Annotated in this window: 18 protein-coding genes and 1 pseudogene; 8 read left to right on the top strand and 11 right to left on the bottom strand. The window is 60.3% G+C overall.

All coding sequences use genetic code 11. The features are described 5' to 3' along the window. Positions 1-351 precede the first annotated feature (351 nt). A complete protein-coding gene (gene fis, locus C3418_RS11570) occupies positions 352-648 on the bottom strand; it encodes a DNA-binding transcriptional regulator Fis (protein ID WP_005309538.1) in 297 nt (98 codons plus the stop codon). 25 nt (positions 649-673) lie between these two features. Further along, positions 674-1,639, bottom strand: coding sequence for a tRNA dihydrouridine synthase DusB (dusB, locus tag C3418_RS11565; RefSeq protein WP_010675552.1), 966 nt, complete (start codon positions 1,637-1,639; stop codon positions 674-676). Positions 1,640-1,929: 290 nt separating this feature from the next. Here dusB and C3418_RS11560 point away from each other — a divergent pair, with 290 nt between their 5' ends. The 4 genes from C3418_RS11560 (at position 1,930) to C3418_RS11545 (ending at position 6,740) form a co-directional block, all read left to right on the top strand. After that, positions 1,930-3,336, top strand: coding sequence for a TolC family protein (locus C3418_RS11560; protein ID WP_010675551.1), 1,407 nt, complete (start codon positions 1,930-1,932; stop codon positions 3,334-3,336). Between the two features lie 73 nt (positions 3,337-3,409). Further along, positions 3,410-4,414 (top strand): HlyD family secretion protein, encoded by a 1,005-nt coding sequence (locus tag C3418_RS11555; protein ID WP_080767988.1) that lies wholly within the window; start codon positions 3,410-3,412, stop codon positions 4,412-4,414. Further along, positions 4,414-5,550, top strand: coding sequence for an ABC transporter permease (locus tag C3418_RS11550; RefSeq protein ID WP_103858544.1), 1,137 nt, complete (start codon positions 4,414-4,416; stop codon positions 5,548-5,550). Before C3418_RS11555 ends, C3418_RS11550 begins: the two co-directional genes overlap by 1 nt. Further along, positions 5,547-6,740 carry an ABC transporter permease gene (locus C3418_RS11545; RefSeq protein WP_103858543.1) on the top strand — a complete coding sequence of 398 codons (1,194 nt, stop codon included), beginning with the start codon at positions 5,547-5,549 and terminating at the stop codon, positions 6,738-6,740. The genes C3418_RS11550 and C3418_RS11545 overlap by 4 nt, the downstream gene beginning before the upstream one ends. Before the next feature lie 56 nt (positions 6,741-6,796). Here the strand turns inward: C3418_RS11545 and C3418_RS11540 are convergent. The 3 genes and pseudogenes from C3418_RS11540 to C3418_RS11530 form a co-directional block, all read right to left on the bottom strand. Then, a pseudogene (locus tag C3418_RS11540) lies at positions 6,797-7,432 on the bottom strand (SDR family oxidoreductase). 127 nt (positions 7,433-7,559) lie between these two features. Beyond that, entirely contained in the window at positions 7,560-8,414 is an 855-nt protein-coding gene (locus C3418_RS11535) for a DnaA ATPase domain-containing protein (protein ID WP_010675546.1), read from the bottom strand. A gap of 72 nt (positions 8,415-8,486) precedes the next feature. Beyond that, positions 8,487-9,161: a DnaT-like ssDNA-binding domain-containing protein gene (locus C3418_RS11530; RefSeq protein WP_052815581.1), complete on the bottom strand. Its 675-nt coding sequence runs from the start codon at positions 9,159-9,161 to the stop codon at positions 8,487-8,489. A 275-nt stretch (positions 9,162-9,436) separates the two neighbouring features. Between C3418_RS11530 and C3418_RS11525 the strand changes: the two genes are divergently transcribed. Continuing rightward, positions 9,437-10,408, top strand: a complete 972-nt coding sequence (locus C3418_RS11525) for a response regulator (protein WP_052815576.1) — start codon at positions 9,437-9,439, stop codon at positions 10,406-10,408. Between the two features lie 70 nt (positions 10,409-10,478). Here the strand turns inward: C3418_RS11525 and C3418_RS11520 are convergent, their stop codons facing one another. The 3 genes from C3418_RS11520 to C3418_RS11510 all read right to left on the bottom strand — a co-directional run bounded on the left by C3418_RS11520 (position 10,479) and on the right by C3418_RS11510 (position 13,413). Beyond that, entirely contained in the window at positions 10,479-11,876 is a 1,398-nt protein-coding gene (locus C3418_RS11520) for a peptide MFS transporter (protein WP_103858542.1), read from the bottom strand. Between the two features lie 213 nt (positions 11,877-12,089). Further along, on the bottom strand, positions 12,090-13,001 hold the full coding sequence (gene galU, locus C3418_RS11515; RefSeq protein ID WP_010675542.1) for a UTP--glucose-1-phosphate uridylyltransferase GalU: 912 nt from the start codon (positions 12,999-13,001) through the stop codon (positions 12,090-12,092). Positions 13,002-13,095: 94 nt separating this feature from the next. Further along, positions 13,096-13,413 carry a ComEA family DNA-binding protein gene (locus C3418_RS11510; RefSeq protein WP_041213860.1) on the bottom strand — a complete coding sequence of 106 codons (318 nt, stop codon included), beginning with the start codon at positions 13,411-13,413 and terminating at the stop codon, positions 13,096-13,098. A gap of 164 nt (positions 13,414-13,577) precedes the next feature. Here C3418_RS11510 and cysQ point away from each other — a divergent pair, with 164 nt between their 5' ends. Beyond that, positions 13,578-14,348: a 3'(2'),5'-bisphosphate nucleotidase CysQ gene (cysQ, locus tag C3418_RS11505; RefSeq protein WP_103858541.1), complete on the top strand. Its 771-nt coding sequence runs from the start codon at positions 13,578-13,580 to the stop codon at positions 14,346-14,348. 63 nt (positions 14,349-14,411) lie between these two features. Here the strand turns inward: cysQ and C3418_RS11500 are convergent, their stop codons facing one another. The 3 genes from C3418_RS11500 to C3418_RS11490 all read right to left on the bottom strand — a co-directional run bounded on the left by C3418_RS11500 (position 14,412) and on the right by C3418_RS11490 (position 16,895). After that, the gene (locus tag C3418_RS11500) at positions 14,412-14,708 is read right to left on the bottom strand and encodes a YciI family protein (protein ID WP_010675539.1); all 297 of its coding nucleotides are present in this window, start codon (positions 14,706-14,708) and stop codon (positions 14,412-14,414) included. A gap of 24 nt (positions 14,709-14,732) precedes the next feature. After that, on the bottom strand, positions 14,733-15,284 hold the full coding sequence (locus C3418_RS11495) for a septation protein A (protein ID WP_010675538.1): 552 nt from the start codon (positions 15,282-15,284) through the stop codon (positions 14,733-14,735). A gap of 105 nt (positions 15,285-15,389) precedes the next feature. Then, the gene (locus C3418_RS11490; RefSeq protein ID WP_103858540.1) at positions 15,390-16,895 is read right to left on the bottom strand and encodes an aminotransferase class V-fold PLP-dependent enzyme; all 1,506 of its coding nucleotides are present in this window, start codon (positions 16,893-16,895) and stop codon (positions 15,390-15,392) included. A 175-nt stretch (positions 16,896-17,070) separates the two neighbouring features. Between C3418_RS11490 and C3418_RS11485 the strand changes: the two genes are divergently transcribed. Together C3418_RS11485 and C3418_RS11480 are read left to right on the top strand one after the other, a co-directional pair. Continuing rightward, entirely contained in the window at positions 17,071-17,706 is a 636-nt protein-coding gene (locus C3418_RS11485) for a hemolysin III family protein (protein WP_058056972.1), read from the top strand. A gap of 127 nt (positions 17,707-17,833) precedes the next feature. Beyond that, on the top strand, positions 17,834-19,495 hold the full coding sequence (locus C3418_RS11480) for a putative transporter (RefSeq protein ID WP_005335335.1): 1,662 nt from the start codon (positions 17,834-17,836) through the stop codon (positions 19,493-19,495). Positions 19,496-19,535: the final 40 nt, after the last annotated feature.

The following is a 19,535-nucleotide window of genomic DNA, read 5'->3' as shown; positions in this document are numbered from 1 at the left end:
TTCATGCCCACTTTCTGGCACAACGTAGCGAACACCAGTGGTGGTACCCATCAAGATTGGCCGCAACGAGCCGTGTCCCTTTGGCTGCGGCTAGAAGTACAAGCAGTGCTGTTTGCACTGACCAACAACATAGATAGCAAGAGAGGGCCATTGGCCCTCTCTTGCATTAGGCAACATGGGGAGGATAGGTACAGTTATGTGGTCAACGCTGTTCATCAGGCTAGTCCGAGTTGAGTCGTCGACAATGATAACTAGTCTTGTAGGTGTGGGTTCAAATGTGGGTTCAAAACGAAAAAGGCACTATCAATAAAATGATGGTGCCTTTATTTTCAATAGCTTAGCTGTTATGGCTTAGTTCATGCCGTAACGCTTGAGTTTCTTGCGCAGGGTGCCGCGGTTGATGCCCATCATCACGGCGGCGCGGGTCTGGTTGCCACGGGTGTACTGCATGATCACGTCCAGCATGGGAGCTTCGACTTCGGAGAGAACCATATCGTACAGATCAATCACTTCCTGACCGTTCAACTGGGCCAGGTAGTTACGCAGGGCCTGTTGCACAGAGTCACGCAGGGGGCGTTGGGTCGGCTCGGCAGCGTGATTGTGAGTAGTTGTTACCAATGCATCAGAAGTCAGGGTTTGTTCGAACATATTCGGTCGGCTCTTTAGTTATGCGTTAACCTAATCCATCGAAATACGCTTCGAGTGCCTCGAGTTGTGCGTCTGCACAATCCAGGGCATTGAAGTGCTTACGGAATTCTCGGCCCGCCTCTTCTTCATCCAGATACCAGCCCACGTGTTTACGGGCAATGCGCGCTCCCAGATAGGCACCGTAAAACTGGTGCAGATTGGTGACATGCTCGTTCATCAGGGTGCGAACCTCTTCCCTGTCGGGAGGCGGCAGCTTGGTGCCCGTTTCAAGAAAATGGCGGATTTCCCGGAAAATCCAGGGTCGTCCTTGCGCAGCACGGCCGATCATCACGGCGTCGACACCGGTATAGTCGAGGACATACCGGGCTTTCTCCGGGCTATCGATGTCGCCATTGGCGACAACAGGAATCGATACGGCCTGCTTAATCGCCCTGATAGTGTCGTACTCCGCTTCGCCCTTGTAGAGGCAGGCACGGGTACGACCATGCACGGCAAGGGCCGCGATACCGCAATCTTCGGCGATTCGGGCGATCTCCTCGCCATTGCGGTTATCCGGATCCCATCCTGTGCGGATCTTCAAGGTGACAGGTACTTCCACCGCATCCACCACGGCCCGGCAGATGGATCTGACCAGGTCTGGCTGACGCAGCAGGGCGGAACCTGCCAGCTTCTTATTCACTTTTTTTGCCGGACATCCCATGTTGATGTCGACGATCTGAGCGCCCTGCTCCACGTTGTAGCGGGCAGCAAACGCCATCATCTCGGGGTCGGCACCGGCAATCTGGACCGATCGCAAGCCGCCTTCAGCAGAGTGATCCATTCTCATCCGGGTTTTCTGGGTATCCCAGACATCCGGGTTGGCCAGCAGCATCTCGGAAACGGCCATACCGGCTCCCAAACGTAAACAAAGTTCACGAAATGGTCGGTCTGTTACACCGGCCATGGGGGCCACGATCAGGGGAGTTTCAAGCGTGTGGGGACCTATCTGCATTCCACGGTTACCATCGGCTTAGGGCGGCGTATATTACGCATTTTTTAGTCAGGAGAAAAGGTTAGTATTTGAGCGTCAGCCATTTTTTTCTGAAAAAAACGTCGCGCCAAGGCTTGCAAATTCAGGAGTGCTTGAAAATCGGACATATTGTCTGTGACCATGGTCAGGGGGGCGCGAGTGAGGGGGATGGTGATTTGTGAGTCTCCCTCTCAAGTCGGTTTAGGCTATGATAGCGGGCCTGAATTGAGCAAAGGCTCTACACAATTTTATTACAAACGGATCGGGGATGTATGACGGCAAAGTTCATCAAATCGCTCTGCCCATGCCTGCTGGGTGTCGTGCTGGGGTCGGCCCAGGCGCAGACGGTCAGCTTTACCGAGGCCTGGAGTCGGGTCATCCAGCAGGATGACGGCTTGGCGGCAGAGCAGGCCGGGGTGGAGAGGGCCCAGCAACTGCGGGAGGCGGCCAAGGCCATGTACCTGCCCAAGGTGGATGTGGGGGCCAGCTATACCCATCTTGATCAGCCGATGGAGCTGGACATGCTGGATCTCAACCCCATCGCCAATCATCCGGAATTCGGCAAGGTGCTGGGGCCCGTGATGCAGGCACTCAACCTCAGCCCGAGCGATTTCGTCACCCCCCTCACCAAGCAGAACGTGGTGACCAGTTCGGTCAAGATGCTATGGCCGCTCTTTACCGGCGGGCGCATCGATGCGGCCCAGGATATTCGTCAGGCCCAGGTGAGCGAGGCTGAGCAGTTGCTGGTGCTCAAACAGCAGTCCACCTTCGAGAGCCTCTCCCAGACCTACTTCGGGGTGGTGCTGGCGGCGCAGGTGGTGCAGACCAAGCAGGAGATCGAGCAGGGACTGGCACACCATCTGGATCATGCCAAGAAGCTCGAAGCCCAGGGGCAGATCGCCAAGGTGGAGCGCCTTTCGGCCCAGTCTGCCTATGACAGGGCACGTATCGATACCCAGAAGGCCAGGCGCAGCCTGGAGATCGCCCAGCTGGCGCTCGGCCACATGCTCAAGCTCAAGCAGGCTGAGCCCAATACCGCCCTCTTCATCAACGAAGGGATGCCGGCCTTGTCTCCCTTTGTGGAGGAGACCCTGTCGGTGCATCCCGGTCTCAAGCTGTTGACGGCCAAGAAGGAGCAGGCCCAGGGGATGATCAAGCTGGAGAAGGGCAAATACGCCCCCGAGCTCTTCCTGTTCGGCAACTACAACCTCTATGAAGATGATTCCATCGTCTCCAAGACCACACCGGACTGGCTGGTTGGTGTCGGGGTCAGCATGCCGCTGGTGAGTCGTGATGGCCGCTCCGAGACGGTCCAGGCAGCCAAGAGCGCCGAACTCCAGGTCAACCTGCTGCAAGCCAAGACCCGCCAGGATCTGGAGCTGCTGGTCGAGAAGACCTGGCGCGAGGCTGCCCAGGGACTGGAGGAGTATCACTCTCTCTCCTCGACCCAGGCGCTGGCCGAGGAGAACGTGCGGTTGCGTGACAAGGCATTCGGTCAGGGGCTCTCCACTTCCCTCGATGTGGTCGATGCCCAGACCCAGCTTGCCGGGGTCAAGACCCAGCGCGCCGCCGCCGCCTATCAATACGTGATCTCTCTGGCCCGCCTGTTGGCACTCTCCGGTCAGATGAACAGTTTCAACCAGTATCAGCATGGCCAGGCGATCGAGGTGAACTCATGATCGCGCGCTCTTCCACTCCGTTATTCATGTCCGTTTCGACCGTCAAGGGTCGCCCGTTTGCCGAGGTGAATTCATGAGTCATCCCCCCATCAAGAAGAAGATGAGCCAGGGCAAGCCCTGGCTGCTGCCACTGGCGCTGGTATTGCTTGTGCTCTGGCTGGGCTGGCGCTTCTGGCTGGCCTATCAGCCGGAGCCGGTGCGTCTGCAGGGGCAGATAGAGGCGCAGCAGTATTCGGTCTCTTCCAAGGTGGCGGGCCGCATCGACGAGGTGCTGGTGAAGAAGGGGGATCAACTGGCCAGGGGCCAACTGGCGTTCACTCTGGCGAGCCCGGAGATCGAGGCCAAGCTGAGTCAGGCCAAGGCCGGGCAGGCCGCGGCGGGTGCCATGGCCGAAGAGGCCGAGAAGGGGGCGCGAGTGCAGCAGATCGCGGCCGCCAAGGATCAGTGGCAACAGGCCAAGGCGGCTGCCCTGCTTCATGGTAAAACCTACGAGCGCATTGCCAGCCTGCATCGGGATGGCGTGATGTCGCTGCAAAAGCGTGACGAGGCCTGGACGGCCTGGCAGGCGGCGAAGTACAGCGAGGGCATGGCCTGGCAGCAATACCAGATGGCGCTGGAAGGGGCGCGGGAAGAGACCAAGATAGCGGCCCGCGAGCAGGCCAAGATGGCGGCTGGCGGCGTGGCAGAAGTGGAAGCCTATCTGGCCGATACCCGCATCGCCAGCCCACACGAGGGGGAAGTTGCCCAGGTGCTGTTGCGTAGCGGCGAGCTGGCTCCCCAGGGCTTCCCCGTGGTGACCTTGCTCGACATGAAGGATGCCTGGGCCCAGTTCCATGTCCGTGAGGACCTCTTGCCAAGGTTCCCGGTCGGTACCGAGTTTGATGCCCGTATTCCCGGCCTGGGGGATCAGCTGGTGCGCTTCAAGGTGACCCATGTGGCCGTAATGGGGGATTTCGCCACCTGGCGTGCCACCGACACCCGCCAGGGGTTTGACATGAAAAGCTTCCAGGTGGAAGCGCGCCCCTTGCAGCCGGTTGACGGGCTGCGGGTCGGCATGAGCGTGCTGGTCGAGCTCTGATGGGGCGCGAATGGCGGTTGCTCTGGCAAGACCCGTTCGGCCGGGCGCTGGCGAGCTGGGTCCCCTTGGTGCTAATAGGGATCCTGTGCTGGATCTTTTCAGCCGGCCTGGCGCGGGATCTCAAGGTCGGTCTGGTGGATCTGGATCGCAGCACCCTCTCCCGACAACTGGCGTTCTCTCTCGATGGCTCCGCCGGGCTCAAGATAGCGCAGCAGTTTGACGCCATCGACGAGGGGGCCAGGGCACTGCGTGGGGGAGACATCTATGCCCTGGTGGTGATCCCCCATCACCTGGAGCGGGATGCCCGCGAGGGGACGCAACCCAGGGTGACCGTGTTCAACAATGGCCAGTTCATCCTGATTGCCAAGCTGGTCAACTCCGCACTGGCCCAGGTGGTGGGAACTCTCAATGGCCAGGTGGGCGTGCTCTCGGCCATGGCCGACGGCACGACGCTGCCCGGTGCCCTGGGACAATCCGTACCCATTGCGAGCCAGGTTACCGCGCTCTACAACATCAATTCCAGCTACGCCCAGTTTCTGCTGAGCGCCCTGCTGCCTGCGGTGTGGCAGATCCTGGTGGTGCTCTATGGCCTGAACGCCCTGGCCCGCACCGATCGCCTCGGGTTGGACTGGACCACCAGAGGGGTCTGGTTCGGCCTCTGGCGTACCCTGCTACCCCATGTGCTCATCGGCTGGGGGTGGGGTCTGGCGTGGAGTCTGCTGCTGTTCAAGGGGCTTGGGTACCCCATGCAAGGCAGTTGGCTGGTGCTGACGGCGGGGCTGGGACTGGCGTCGGCCGCTTGCGTCACCATGGGGGCTTTCTTCTACGCCATCATCCGGGATCCGGCGCGGGCGCTCTCTCTGGCCGGCGCCTACACGGCGCCGGGATTTGCCTTCATGGGGGTCACCTTTCCGGTCAGCGCCATGGGTGATGTGGCCCAGTTCTGGCGCAGCCTGCTGCCCATCTCCCACTATGTGGAGCTGCAGATCGGGCAAACCAACTACGGTCAACCGTTGACGGCGGCCCTGCCCCAGCTCGGGGCTCTGCTGCTGTTTCTGCTACCCCTGTTGCTGGTGGTACACCGCTACCGGACGCCGTCGGGCGCGGCCCTGCCCCATGAGGAGTCCAGGCCATGATGGGATTCTGGGATCTGGTGCGCCTTGAGCTGCGCACCCTCTTGGCGGATCGCGCCATCATGCTGACCCTGTTTGGCGGCGTCTTCTTCTACTCCTTCCTCTACCCCCAGCCCTACCTGCACCAATTGCCCAGGGAAGAGCCCGTGGTGGTGGTCAACGAGGATGGCAGCCAGCTTTCCCGCCAGCTGGAGTTTATGGCCGATGCCACGGCGCAGGTCAAACTGGTGGCCCGTGCCGGTTCGCTCGACGAGGCCCGCCAGATGATGCTGACCGGCAAGGCGAGCGGCATCTTGCACATTCCCCGCCACTTCTATCGGGATCTGATGCTGGGCAGGAGCGTGACCCTGGGTTATGCCGGAGATGCCTCCTACTTCCTGGTCTATGGCACCATTGCCGAAGGGCTGGCCCAGGCGGGGGGCACGCTCGCCGCCCAGGTGAAGGTGGCCAGGCTGCTGAGCCAGGGCGAGGCGCTGCCCCAGGCCGCCATGGGCTGGAACGCGGTGGCCCTCAATGTGCTGCCGGTATTCAACCCCACCATGGGCTATGTGAACTACGTGGTGCCTGCGGTATTCGTGCTGATCCTGCATCAGGTGTTGCTGATGGGGACCGGCATCCTGGGGGCGACCCAGAACCAGCGCAGCCGCCGTGGCGAGTCAGGCTACTGGCAACATGCCCCCGTGCCGGCCTTGTTGCTGGCCCGCACCCTGGTGGTGGGGGTTCTTTTCGTCCTTCCGGTGACCTACTTCTTCGGCTTCTGCTTCGATCACTACGGTATTGCCCGCACCGCTGTACCCGGCGAACTCTGGCTCTTTACCCTGCCGTTCCTGCTGGCCACCACCTGGCTCGGGATCGTGCTCGGCGCCCTGTTCACCCGCCGTGATCTACCGACCCAGGTGGTGCTTGTCTCCTCTTTGCCGCTAGTCTTCCTGGCCGGCTTTATCTGGCCCCTTGAGCTCATCCCGGCCCCCCTCAACTGGCTGGCCCAGTGGGCACCGAGCACGCCGGCCATCGAGGGATTCCTGCGCCTCAATCAGATGGGGGCCGACTTTGCCCAGGTCTCCCGCTACTGGTGGCAGTTGTGGGGACTGGCGCTGCTGTATGGCGCTCTGGCGTGCTGGTTGCTCCGATGGCGTCAACCGTGCCCTGCAATGCGGCCGGATGATGGGGCGACAGCGTCTTCCACCGACTAGGCGCCTTGCAACAACACGGTCAGCCACTGGGCTGACCGTGTTGCCATTCACAGGGATCATGGCTGATTCAGACCCGGATCGCCGATGGCATAGATCTGGCCGCACGCCTCCTGGTCGCTGAGCAGTTGCAAACCCCGTATAGCCACATCCTGGCGCCTGACCAGGCCATGCCTCTCCTGCCCCTGGCTCAGGATGGCCTGACCCGTGGGCTCCCCATCCTGCAACCCTGCGGGGCGTAAAATGGTCCACTCAAGGGTGCTTGTCTGCAGCCAGCTTTCCGCCAGGCTCTTGAGGCGTACCTAGTGTCCGAAGGCGGCGCGAGCCCGTTCGGGCAGGTATTGCCAGCTGTCGCGACAACCGAGGGAGGTGACCAGCAGCAGGCGGCTGAGCCCGGAGTGCTCCATCTCGTCGATCACATGGCGGTTGCCCTGATAATCCACCGGTGCACTCTGGCGAAAGCCGCCGAGGGTGGAGACTACCCGGGCATCCCTGTCCGCCAAGCGGCAAGCCTGGGCCACGGCCTGGGGGTCCAGGGCATCCCCGATGACGACCTCGACTCCCAGGGTATGCAGCTCGCTGGCCATGTCGGCATGGCGCACCAGGGCAACGACCCTGTGGCCCAGTTGCAGTGCGTGGTCGGTGAAGGCGCGGCCCAGTCCTCGACTGGCACCGAAGATGAGTGTGGTTGGCATGACAGGCCCTCTCGAACAAAAGAGCAAGCCTAGAGCCTGGATGGCTCTCTGTAAATGAGAGTGGTTTTTATTTGTGAGGTGCAGGGGATATGAAGGGCCGCACATCAGGGACGCCGGCCCGACGGGATCAACCGTTGTAATGGCCGATGCTGGGACGGCGGCTGGGTCCGCTCAGGTGGATGTCCACCGGATTGAACGCCTTGATCGCCTCATAGCTGAAATCACCGATGGCCTGATGCAGGCTCTGGGGGCTGTGGTTGGTGATGATGATGACGCTTTTGGACAGGTTGCGACGACGGCGCAGCAGGTGGCCGAGGAAGCTGGACTGACTCTCGGCCATCTTGGCACGGTTGGCCGCCACCTCGTCGATGATCAGCAGGTCCACCTCTTCCAGGGCGCGGCGGTACTGGTTGCGCTCCTCCTGATCCTGGATGACGTTGAAAAAGAGCCTGTCCACGATGGAGGCCCACTGCTGGAAGATCACCGACTTCTGGTGGCGCGCGATCAACTCGTGGGCCACGGCACCCGCCAGGGTGGATTTGCCGGTGCCGTAATCGCCGTAGATCAGCATGCAGCCCCCGCCGCTCTTCTCCCAGTGCTCGAAACCGCTGATGAAGTAGCGGGCTGTCTCGATGGGGTATTGCAGGGCCGGGTCACCGGAATCCATCTTGTCGAAGATCCAGTCCGGATTGAGGTCGGCCTGGGCGATCAGCTTCTGGATCCGCTCCTGGCGGGCGGCCTTCTGCAACTCGCGCACTTCGGCATTGGCCTTGGCGTCGTACTCCTTGCGCAGGGTCTCGTAGTCGTACTGGCTGCCGCCGGTTGCGGCCCGCAGTCGGAGAATACGTTGCTGCAGGCTGCTGACGTGACGCTTGAGCTCGGGATCATGAGCCCGTTGCTCCTGTCTCGCCTTGGCGATTTTCTGGCGTTTGGCCTCGATCTCTTCCAGTGCCTGGCGCATCGGGTCGTGCGGATCTGTCATGGAATTCTCCTTCTGCTAGGGCTGTGGCTGGATGGGCAGGGGGTCAATAGTGCACTTCGTGGCCGCCTGGTATCAATCATTCTCCGGCTCCTGAGCTTGTGCCAGCCGTTTGGCCTCATCGATCATCTCTTGCGCCCGGCGGCTCGGGCCAGCCTCTACCGGGGCTGGCGCGACCTGCTGGTACCCGGTGACCACGGTCGCCGGACGGCGGGCGTAGCGCCGACTCTTGAGGGCCCGAATAAATTTCAACATCCACTGGTGCTGGGAGTCGAACACCTCGGGGCGGCCGAGCCAATAGGCGATGAACTCCCCGAGATCCTCTTCGCTGTAGCTGGCATCGATCACCCCGCACAGGCGTGCGAGAGCAGGCAGTTCTTCGTCCGGACGCCACTGCAGGTGCATCTGGAACGGGCGTGCCGGCAGAGGGCTGCGCACCCGCTGGCTCAGCAACGGCAACTGGAAAGGGCACTGGTGGTAGTGCTCACTGTCAGCCTGGGCCTCGACCTGAAGCAGTTCGGCCTCCATCAGCTCGTCGAGCAGTTCGGTCAGCTGGCGAGCGTTGACCTGATAGCTGAAACCACCGGAATTGCCCGGATCGACGACAGCCAGTGCCCGGCCAAGCTCGGGATAGTTGAGTCGGGCCAGCCGATTTTCCAGCACCAAGCGGCGCAGTTGCAGGGTATAGAGGCTGCGGGCCGGATGGGAGAGTCTGGGATGGGCGAGGGCGCTGTATTCGGCTGGCGTCATGGTCTGCTTCACGATCTGGAGTGGAGGGCATTATCCCTCATGGCGGTGCCTCATACAATTCATGGTGCCGACCTGCGAGAGAACGGCTGCCGGGCGACGGTTGCCGATCATCTCTGCGCAAGGGGGCGAGCAAAATAGTCGGACCATTTCAAACGCTTGGCAGATACCAAGGCCAACCTGGCTCGCTGCTCGACAATATTGTGTGGCGGTATCCAGCGCCCATGATCTAGTCTTAATGCTCAAATAACCATTTGACTAATAAGAGCTTTGTCAAGATGTCAAAAGCCGGACTACGGATCTTGGTGGTAGAAGACGAAGCGGTTTTTCGCCACTCACTGGTATCTTATCTCGAGCACGACGGGGCCTGCGTCTTTCAGGCAGAAGACGGGATTGAGGGGCTCTCTGCCGCAGCGCTCTATCACCCCGATGTGGTGTTGTGTGATCTGAACATGCCGAACATGGATGGCCATGAGGTGATTGCCTGCCTCACCGCCCGCTATCCACAGGTGCCCGTCATCGTCATCTCCGGTCAGGATCAGATGGCTGCGATCGAGCGTGCGCTGCGGGCGGGGGCCAAGGACTTCTTCATCAAACCGGTGAATGACTATGAGCAGATCCGCCGCAGCATCGAGCAATGCCTGACAAACCTCGGGCATCAGAGCCAGCAGCTGGAACTGATGGAGCACATCGACTTCTTCCGTGGCCACGATCTGGCGAGCAGCCGGCTGCTCGCCTGGTTGTCCCCCCCTGGCATGCAGGAGTGGGGGCCCTGGCAGGTCACCTTTGCTGGCATGGGCAATCTCTTCATCCCGGATACCTTCAAACTGGACGACAAGCTGCTGGTACTGGTGATGGAATTGCCCATCCTCGGTGTGGATGCGGCCTTCTGTGGTGCCTTGGTGCGATCCCTGATGAACGGCCCCTACCGCCAATACCAGCAACAAGAGAGCCTGCTGTTGACCCAGCCACACCGATTGCTGGATTACCTCAATCTGCAACTGCTGGAGTCGGGCCTGCGTCACTCCTTTGCCATGGCGGCCCTGCTGTTCGATCAGGAAGATGGGCTGCTTTTTGCAAATGCCGGGCTCACCTCACCTCACTGGTTGATGCGTGCAGGGGGGTTGCCGCTCGGCTTGATGCGCAGCAGTCGCTACACGTTGCACAGGCGAAGCTGGCACGAGCCCTTTGATCTGCAGTTTCGCAGTGACAGCGGCAGCGCCCTGACGATGCAGGTTCGTCACCACTGACGCAGTGAAGTGAACACATGCAAACAGGGCGCCCATGGGCGCCCTGTTTGGTCTCTGCTGTCCTGACCGGTCAAACGGTCGCGGACTGCAGTTTCTGCTCTTGTTTTTCGGGCTCTTTGGCCGGGCCTTCGGCACCGTGCATCCAGTAGACCAGGCGGTTGGCCATGGTCAGCAGGATGAGGGAGCTGATCACGGCGGCCAGTGCGATGCCACCGAAGATGGCCATGGCACCGGACTCGCCGACGAAGGAGCCGATGAAGCCGGCGGCATAGTTGGCCAGGGCCACGAAACCGAACCAGGCACCCATCATCAGGGAGGCCAGGCGCAGCGGAGCCAGCTTGGTCACCATGGAGAGACCGATGGGAGAGAGGCAGAGCTCGCCCAGGGTATGGAACAGGTAGGCACCGACCAGCCAGAACATGGAGGTCTTGACAGCCTGATCACCACCTTGCTCCAGCACGGCGCCGATCATGAACAGGAAGCCGACGGCCAGGAACAGCAGGCCCATGGCGAATTTCACCGGGGAGTTCGGCTCTTTCTTGCCGAGCTTGATCCAGATGGCGGCCACGACAGGGGCCAGGGTGATGATGAAGAAGGGGTTCAGGGACTGGAACCAGGCTGTCGGCACTTCGAAGCTGCCGATCATGCGGTCGGTATACTCCTGGGCATACAGGTTCATCAGACCACCGGCCTGCTCGAAGCCGGCCCAGAAGATGATGGTGAACAGGCCCAGTACCAGGATCACCTTGATGCGATCCACTTCCTGTTTGGTCAGGGGCGCTTTTTGCTCCTTGGAGCGCTGCAGAGCGGCACGCTGGGCGGCGGGCACACGGCCGATGTCGCCAAGGAAACGCTGGGCCATGGTGGCCTGCACGACCAGGGAGAGCAGCATGCCGATACCGGCGCTGACGAAGGCGGCCTGCCAGCCATAGGCGGTGGCGGCGGCGCCGCAGATCACGCCGGCCAGCAGGGAGCCCAGGTTGATGCCCATGTAGAAGATGGTGAAGGCGCCGTCACGACGGTGATCCCCTTCTTTATACAGGTCGCCCACCATGGTGGAGATGTTCGGTTTGAACAGGCCGTTGCCCACGATCAGCAAGCCAAGGCCGGCATAGAAGACGGTGTTGACCATGTCAGGGAACATGGCGTGAGGCAGTGCCAGGGTAAACTGGCCGGCGGCCATCAGCACGGCACCGAACAGGATGGCACGGCGCTGGCCCAGGAAGGTATCGGCGAGCCAGCCGCCGATGATGGGAGTGATGTAGACCAGACCGGTATAGATGCCGTACAGCTTGAGGGCGTCGGCCTGGGTCCAGCCCATGCCACCGTTGGCGGTCAGGTCGGTCAGATAGAGGACGAGCACGGCACGCATGCCGTAATAGGAGAATCTCTCCCACAGTTCGGTACTAAAGAGCAAAAAAAGCCCTTTAGGGTGACCTAAAAAGGTCCCTTTGGACGGGTTATTCATTGGAACTTCCACCTGTGTCTTATATTTTTTTAGAAATTTTATGCAAGGGCTAGGAACAAGCCTTAATCCTTATAGAACAAGCGACTTTAAATTACAATATTATGATTTAGCGATATTTTATCTATCAATGGTTGAATATTTGTTTATAAAATGAAAAAGGGCATCGAATGATGCCCAGTTTTTTATTCTGCTTATCTTGTAAATATTCAGAGATTACAGCTCTTTGGCAAACTGCTTCAGCCAGCTGGTGAATTCTTTGCTGAGTTCCCGATGGCGCACGGCGTATTCCACATTGGCCTTCATGTAACCGAGCTTGCTGCCGCAATCGTGGCTGCGTCCCTTCATGAAGTAGGCATTGACCTGCTCCTTTTCCATCAGCATGGCGATGGCATCGGTCAGCTGGATCTCGTCGCCGGCGCCGGCCGGGGTTTTTTCCAGCAAGGGCCAGATATTGGCCGAGAGCACATAGCGACCGACCACGGCCAGGTTGGACGGGGCTTCATCCCGGGGCGGCTTCTCGACGATGGCCTGCATCGGCAGGGACATGCCTTCGCTCAGGGCCTCCCCCTTGATGTCGGCGATGCCGTATTTGTCCACTTCGCTCTCGGGGACGGCTTCCACCATGATCTGGCTGATCTGCTCCTCTTCGAACAGATGCACCATCTCCGCCAGGTTGTCCTGCTTCAGATCGCTGGCCACCTCGTCGATGAGCACATCCGGCAGCAGAACGGCGAAGGGTTGATCCCCGATGAGGGGGCGGGCACACAGTACTGCATGACCCAGGCCTTTTGCTTCCCCTTGACGCACGTGCATGATGGTGACGTCTTTGGGACAGATGTGCTGAACCTCTTCCAGCAGTTGGCGCTTGACCCGCTTCTCCAGGGTCGCCTCCAGCTCGAAGCTCTTGTCGAAGTGGTTCTCGATGGAGTTCTTGCTTGAATGGGTCACCAGGATGATCTCCTTGATGCCGGCGGCGATGGCTTCGCGCACCACATACTGGATCAGCGGCTTGTCGACCACGGGCAGCATCTCCTTGGGGATGGCCTTGGTGGCGGGCAGCATGCGGGTACCCAGACCGGCAACGGGGAGAACGGCCTTGCGAACAACGAGCGGTGTCTTTTTCATGGAGTGAGTCCGAAGATACAAAGTGGGCTCATGATACCCGAAGAAAAATAGGGCAGCCACAGGCTGCCCTTGGGATGACAGGGATTCAAACCGGTTACTTGACGATAATCATGTCCCGGTTTGCTTCCAGCGTGGCAGGTCCGATGCCACTGACGTCCGCCAGTTGATCGACGGAGGTGAACTTGCCCTGCTTCTCCCTGTGGTCGATGATGGCCTGTGCCTTCTTCTCGCCAATGCCCTTCAGGGCGGTGAGCTCGCCGGCACTGGCGGTATTGAGATTGATCTTGCCGCTCTCCTTGACTTGGGTGGTGGCCACAGGCTTGGTCGCCGCCTTGTCGGCGGCCAGCAGAGGTTGGCTCAACAGGGGGAGGCAGCCCAGCAGCAGTGCGGCGATCAGGGTCTTCTTGTTCATATCGTCATGTCCTTATGTGGCGTTAGTATCACATTTATCATTAGCTGTGTTGCGCCACTTTTTGTCTGTCAGTTTTGACACTGTATAAGTCAGTGCAAACGGCTATAAGCCGAAGATACTCACTCGGTTACACTGACCAACCCTTTGAGCGAGAACTCTTTTCCATGTATCTACCCGCCATTTCCGAACTGGAGCCCATCGCCCGCGCTGCCGGTGAGGCCATCATGTCCATCTACAGCCAGCCCTTTGCGGTGGAGTACAAGCAGGACGAGAGCCCGCTGACGGCGGCGGACAAGGGGGCCCACGAGGTGATCGTTCAGGCGCTGGCCCGTCTCACTCCCGATATCCCGGTGTTGTCGGAAGAGTCCTCCCCCGAGGTGATGGCTGCGCGACTCGGCTGGTCCCGTTACTGGTTGGTGGATCCTTTGGATGGCACCAAGGAGTTTGTCTCCCGCAACGGCGAGTTCACGGTGAATATCGCCCTGATTGAACAGGGGACCCCGCGCTGGGGGCTGGTCTATGCCCCGGTACTGGACAAGCTCTGGTATGGGGGCAAGGGGATTGGCGCCTGGCGTGTGGCTGATGGCAGGCACGAGGCCATCCAGACCCGCCCTCATGACGCTGGGCAAGTGTGGCGCGTGGTGGGCAGTCGCAATCACCTGTCGCAGGAGACACTCGAGTATCTGGCCCGTTTTGGCGAACTGGAGCGGGGCGAGATCGAGCTGGTTTCCATGGGCAGCTCTCTCAAGTTTTGCATCATTGCCGAGGGGGAGGCCGAGCTTTACCCGCGGCTCGCACCGACCTGCGAGTGGGATACGGGGGCAGCTCAGGCGGTACTGGAAGGGGCGGGGGGCAGCGTCACCCAGCTCGATGGTTCGCCGCTTTGCTACAACAAGCCCGATATCCTCAATCCCTGGTTTGTGGCCAGGGCATGAGTCACCATCGGATACGAAAAGGCCGGACAGTGTCCGGCCTTTTTCTTGTCAGCCTCGATGGGCTCAGAAGACTTTCTTGAACGGTTTGATGGTCACTCTGGCGTAGACCCCTGCCGCAACATAGGGGTCCGCATCGGCCCAGGCCTGGGCGTCGGCCTGACTGGCAAAGTCGGCGATGACGGTGCTGCCGGTGAAGCCCGCATCGGCCGGATCCTCGGCATCGATGGCCGGGTTGGGGCCGGCCGTCAGCAGGCGGCCCTCATCCTGCAAGGCTTGCAGGCGGGCCAGGTGGGCAGGGCGTGCCAGCTTGCGCTGGGGCAGGCTGCCCGCGACATCTTCGGAGTAGATCAGATACCACATGGAACAATCCCTTTCTGGTTGCGGTTATTTTTTCTGTTCTGCGTTCTGCTCGGCCGGCATGTGGCGATAGAGATAGACGCCGCTGAGCAGGGTGAAGACCAGGGTCATGCCCAGCAGGCCGAACACCTTGAAGTTGACCCACATCTCCTGGGAGAGGTTGAAGGCCACGTAGAGGTTGAGCAGACCGCACAGGGTGAAGAAGCCGACCCAGCCGAGATTGACGTTGTCCCAGACCCGGTCGGGGGCTTGGAGCTCCTTGCCCAGCATCTGCTTGATGAGGTTCTTGCCAAAGCCATAGCGGCCGATGAGCAGGGCGAGGGCAAAGAGCACATTGATGACGGTCACCTTCCACTTGATAAAGGCATCGTCGTGGAAGAAGACGGTGAGGCCGCCGAAGAAACCGACCAGCACGAAGGTGAACAACTGCATCTTCTCGACCCGGCGATAGCGAAGCCAGCTGTACAGGAGTTGCAGGCCGGTGACGACCACCAGGGCGCCAGTGGCGGTGTAGATGTCGTAAAACTTGTAGACCGCGAAGAAGACGATCAGGGGGATGAACTCGATAAACTGCTTCATGCTGGGCTCTAACCTCAAAATTTCACTCAGTGTACCTGCCCGTCAGACAACGGCAAATGAATAAGACCGTCCATGCTGCAGGCAGTTCTTTCCCGGGGCGGCGGGTTACTCGAACAGCTGGCTGGCAATCTGGTTGCCAAGGCGCACCTGATCGTCCAGCAATGCGCGTATGTCTGCTTCCTTGATGAGGGGGTTGAGCAGGACGGCGCGCAGCAGCGTGAGTGGTTGCTCGCCATAGCGGGACACTGCGCGCTGGGTACGTGAGACAAAGCTGTGCCCCTCGGCCCGCTGGGCTTTTTGCAGTGCCACGTTGAAGTCGTTGATCTGCGCATTGGCCGTCTCATCCAGCACCTTGCCCTGCAGGTGGGGCGGGATGCAGCGGTAGGAGAGCAGGTTCATCACCGGTGCCGACATCAGCTCGAAGGCGGGGTCACTTTCGATGAGATCTGCCATCAGCCGGGCGCGGTCGTAGTTGGCTTCGATAAGCTCGGCGTAACCTTGCTGGCCGAAGAGTTGGAAAGCGGCATCCAGATAGAGGGCATTGGCCGGGCGGGTGCCCTCCAGGGTAAAGCGACCCTGATCGAACGAGGTGGCACGAATGGCGTAGGGCGCCTCCCGCTTGACCGCCATCATCAGGTCGGGCTGGCGGCAGAGCAGCATGCCGGTACCAAGCGGCACCAGCAGTTGCTTGTGGCCATCGAGGGTGACGGTGTCGGCCTGCTCTATTCCGGCCAGCAAACCTTGATAGCGGGGGGAGAAGAGGGTCGGGCCACCCCAGGCGGCATCCACGTGGAAGTGGATCTGCTCGCGCTCGGCTATGGCGGCCAGCTCAGGCAGGGGATCGATGGAGCCAAAGTCGGTACTGCCTGCCACGCCGACCAATGCCAGTACTTTCAATTTCTGCTCTTTGCACTGGATCAGCGCCTGCTCCAGCGCAGCCAGACTGAGCCGGTTCTGCTCGTCGGTCTCAAGGCGCCAGACGCTGCGGGCGCCCAGTCCCAGCAGATCCATTCCCTTGTCGAAGGAGTAGTGCATCAGGCGTGAACCGAGAATGACGGCGCCCCGATAGCCCTGCTCATAGAGGGCGAACAGGTTGTCGCCACAGGCGCGGTTGCGGGCCAGCCACAGTGCCGTGACGTTGGCGATGGTGCCGCCGCTGGTCATGACGCCGAGGGCGGCATCCTTGGCATGCATCTGCTCGCCGTAGAAGGCATCGTCCCGGCCATAGATGAGGCGGTGCAGCTTGGCCAGCACCTCTCGCTCCAGAAAGCTGAGCAGGCGGGAGGACTCCATCTTCATCGGATTCTGGTTGAGCATCACCAGCAGGCGCGACAGCTCGGCGGTATAGGCTGGCAGTGGCGCCGTCATATGGCCCATGTAGCGTGGCGAGGTGAGGTGCGAGGCACCGGGCACCAGAGTAGCCAGCCGCGCCAGATACTCCTCGATAGATTGGCCGACTGCAGGCATGCGGGATTGATCGAGCTGGTGGGTGAACAGGTCGCGCTGATAGGGGGCCTGACTGTCGTCGGAGTGGTGGAAGCTCTCCAGCAAGGTGTTCATCGCCTCGCCAAAGGCGGGATCCGCTTGTGCAAACAGCTCAGTCAACTTCATCAGGTTCTCCAGACCAGGTCACCGGGGTAGGTGTCTATGCCGCTTGTCTCGGGCATCGGCGGCAGAGCATACACCAAAGGTTGGCAGGTGACAGCCACTCCATTTTTTAAGCGAACACTTGTACTCCGAAATGGCGCTGGGTAGAGTGAGCCACAGTTATTGTGGAGTCGATGTTATGAGTGGTGTGATGGATTACTCCCCCCGGGAGGAGCTGGCAAACCGGCTGAGTCACGGTGCGGGATTGTTGCTGGGGATTGTCGGGCTGGTGCTGTTGCTCATCAAGGGATGGGGGCAGGGTACGCAGGCGCTGGTGAGCTACAGCCTTTATGGCGGCAGTCTGGTGCTGCTCTATCTCGCCTCGACCCTCTACCACAGCATGGCGGAAGGGCGGGCCAGACGCTGGTGCAAGGTGTTTGATCACTGCGCCATCTATCTGCTGATTGCCGGCACCTATACCCCCTTCCTGCTGGTGGCGCTCGATACGCCGCTGGCGAAGGGCTTGATGGTGGTGATCTGGGCCCTGGCGCTGGCTGGGGTGGCGTTCAAGCTGGTGTTTATTAACCGTTTCAAGAAGTTGTCGCTCTTTACCTACCTGATGCTGGGTTGGCTGTCGCTGGTGGTCATCTACCAGCTCTATATCCATCTGGCCGGTGAGGGGCTGCTGCTGCTCGGGCTTGGCGGCCTTATCTACAGCCTCGGGGTCATCTTCTATGTGGCCAAGCAGATCCCCTATAACCACGCCATCTGGCATCTCTTTGTGCTGGGTGGCAGCGTTTGTCACTTTATGGCCATTTACGGCTACGTCGCCTAACGTCTTGCAACTAGCCCTTAATTGGTATTTTTAGCGCGTAAAAGGATAAATTCGTGCGGTATCACACAGTTGGCATCAGCGTTTGCTGACAAGCTAGGGCCAGTTCAATTCGCAAAGGATGCACGAAATGAGTGAAATCGCGCTTTCCATCAGCATGTTGTCGCTGGTGGCAGTGCTAGGACTCTGGCTGGGAAACTGGCGAGTCTATGGCGTTGGCTTGGGAATAGGGGGGGTGCTGTTCGGTGGCATCATTGTGGGTCACTTTGCAGGCGCCTCCGATCTCGCGCTGGATGCACAAACGCTTCACTTTATTCAAGAATTCGGCCTGATCCTGTTTGTCTATACCATCGGCATCCAGGTCGGGCCGGGTTTCTTCTCGTCATTGCGCAGTTCGGGTCTCAAACTCAACGCCTTTGCCGCCTTGCTGGTCATCCTTGGCTGCGTGGTGGCCGCTGGCTTGCATCAATTTTTCGATGTGCCGTTGCCGGTCATTCTGGGGGTCTTCTCCGGTGCCGTCACCAATACGCCATCTCTCGGTGCGGGCCAGCAGATCCTGGCCGAGCTGGGCGCCGCGCCCGGTTCTACCGGCCTGATGGGGATGGGATATGCGGTTGCCTATCCGTTTGGTATCTGTGGCATTTTGCTCACCATGTGGCTGGTCAGGGTCTTCTTTCGCATCAAGATCGACGATGAAGCCGCCCAGTTCGAGCTACAAACCGGTAAAACCAAGGAGAGCTTGCAGACCATCAACATCGCGGTGCGCAATCCCAACATGCACGGCCTGATGCTGAGCGAGATCCCGAGTCTCGACGAGTCCGATGTCATCTGTTCACGGCTCAAGCGTGGCGACGAGCTGATGGTGCCACGGCCGGAATCCCGTATCGAACTGGGTGACTTGCTGCACCTGGTGGGTGAGCGCCATGCGCTGCACAAGGTGTTGCTGGTGTTGGGGGAGGAGGTGGAGACCTCGCTCTCGACCCGCGGCACCGATCTGCGAGTCGAGCGGGTTGTGGTGACCAACGAGCAGGTTCTTGGCAAGAAGATCCGCGATCTGGATATCAAACAACGCTATGACGTGGTGATCTCGCGCCTCAACCGTGCCGGTATCGAACTGGTGCCGACCAGTCAGACCAGCCTGCAGTTTGGCGATATTCTCAACCTGGTGGGGCGCCTCGATGCCATCGAAGCTGTCACCAATGTGGTCGGCAACGTGCAGCAAAAACTGCAGCAGGTGCAGATGTTGCCGGTATTTATCGGGATTGGCCTTGGCGTATTGCTCGGCTCCATCCCCTTCTACCTGCCCGGTTTCCCGGCCGCTCTCAAATTGGGTCTGGCGGGTGGGCCACTGGTGGTGGCGCTGATCCTGTCGCGGATCGGCAGCATCGGCAAGCTCTACTGGTTCATGCCACCCAGCGCCAACCTGGCGCTGCGGGAGATCGGGATCGTGCTGTTTCTGGCGGTGGTCGGCTTCAAGTCCGGTGCCGGCTTCGTCGATACCCTGATCAACGGTGATGGCCCAGCCTGGATGCTCTACGGTATGGCGATTACCCTGATCCCGCTGCTGGTAGTCGGTGTGCTGGCGCGCCTCTACGGCAAGATGAACTATCTGACCCTGTGCGGCTTGCTGGCCGGCTCCATGACAGATCCTCCCGCGCTGGCCTTTGCCAACGCCATGCACCCGACCAGTGGCGCCAGTGCGCTCTCATACGCTACTGTCTACCCGCTGGTTATGTTCCTGCGGATCATCTCGCCACAGCTGCTGGCTATCATCCTCTGGGCGGGGGCCTAGGGTTAATCCTGACGGGAGCATGCTTTGTCATGCTCCCGTC

Origin of the sequence: Aeromonas sp. ASNIH8 (assembly GCF_002919855.1) — a bacterium.
Taxonomy (GTDB): Bacteria; Pseudomonadota; Gammaproteobacteria; order Enterobacterales; family Aeromonadaceae; genus Aeromonas; species Aeromonas caviae.
Note: the sequence above shows the minus strand (reverse complement) of the source record. Positions and strands in the feature narration are given on the sequence as shown.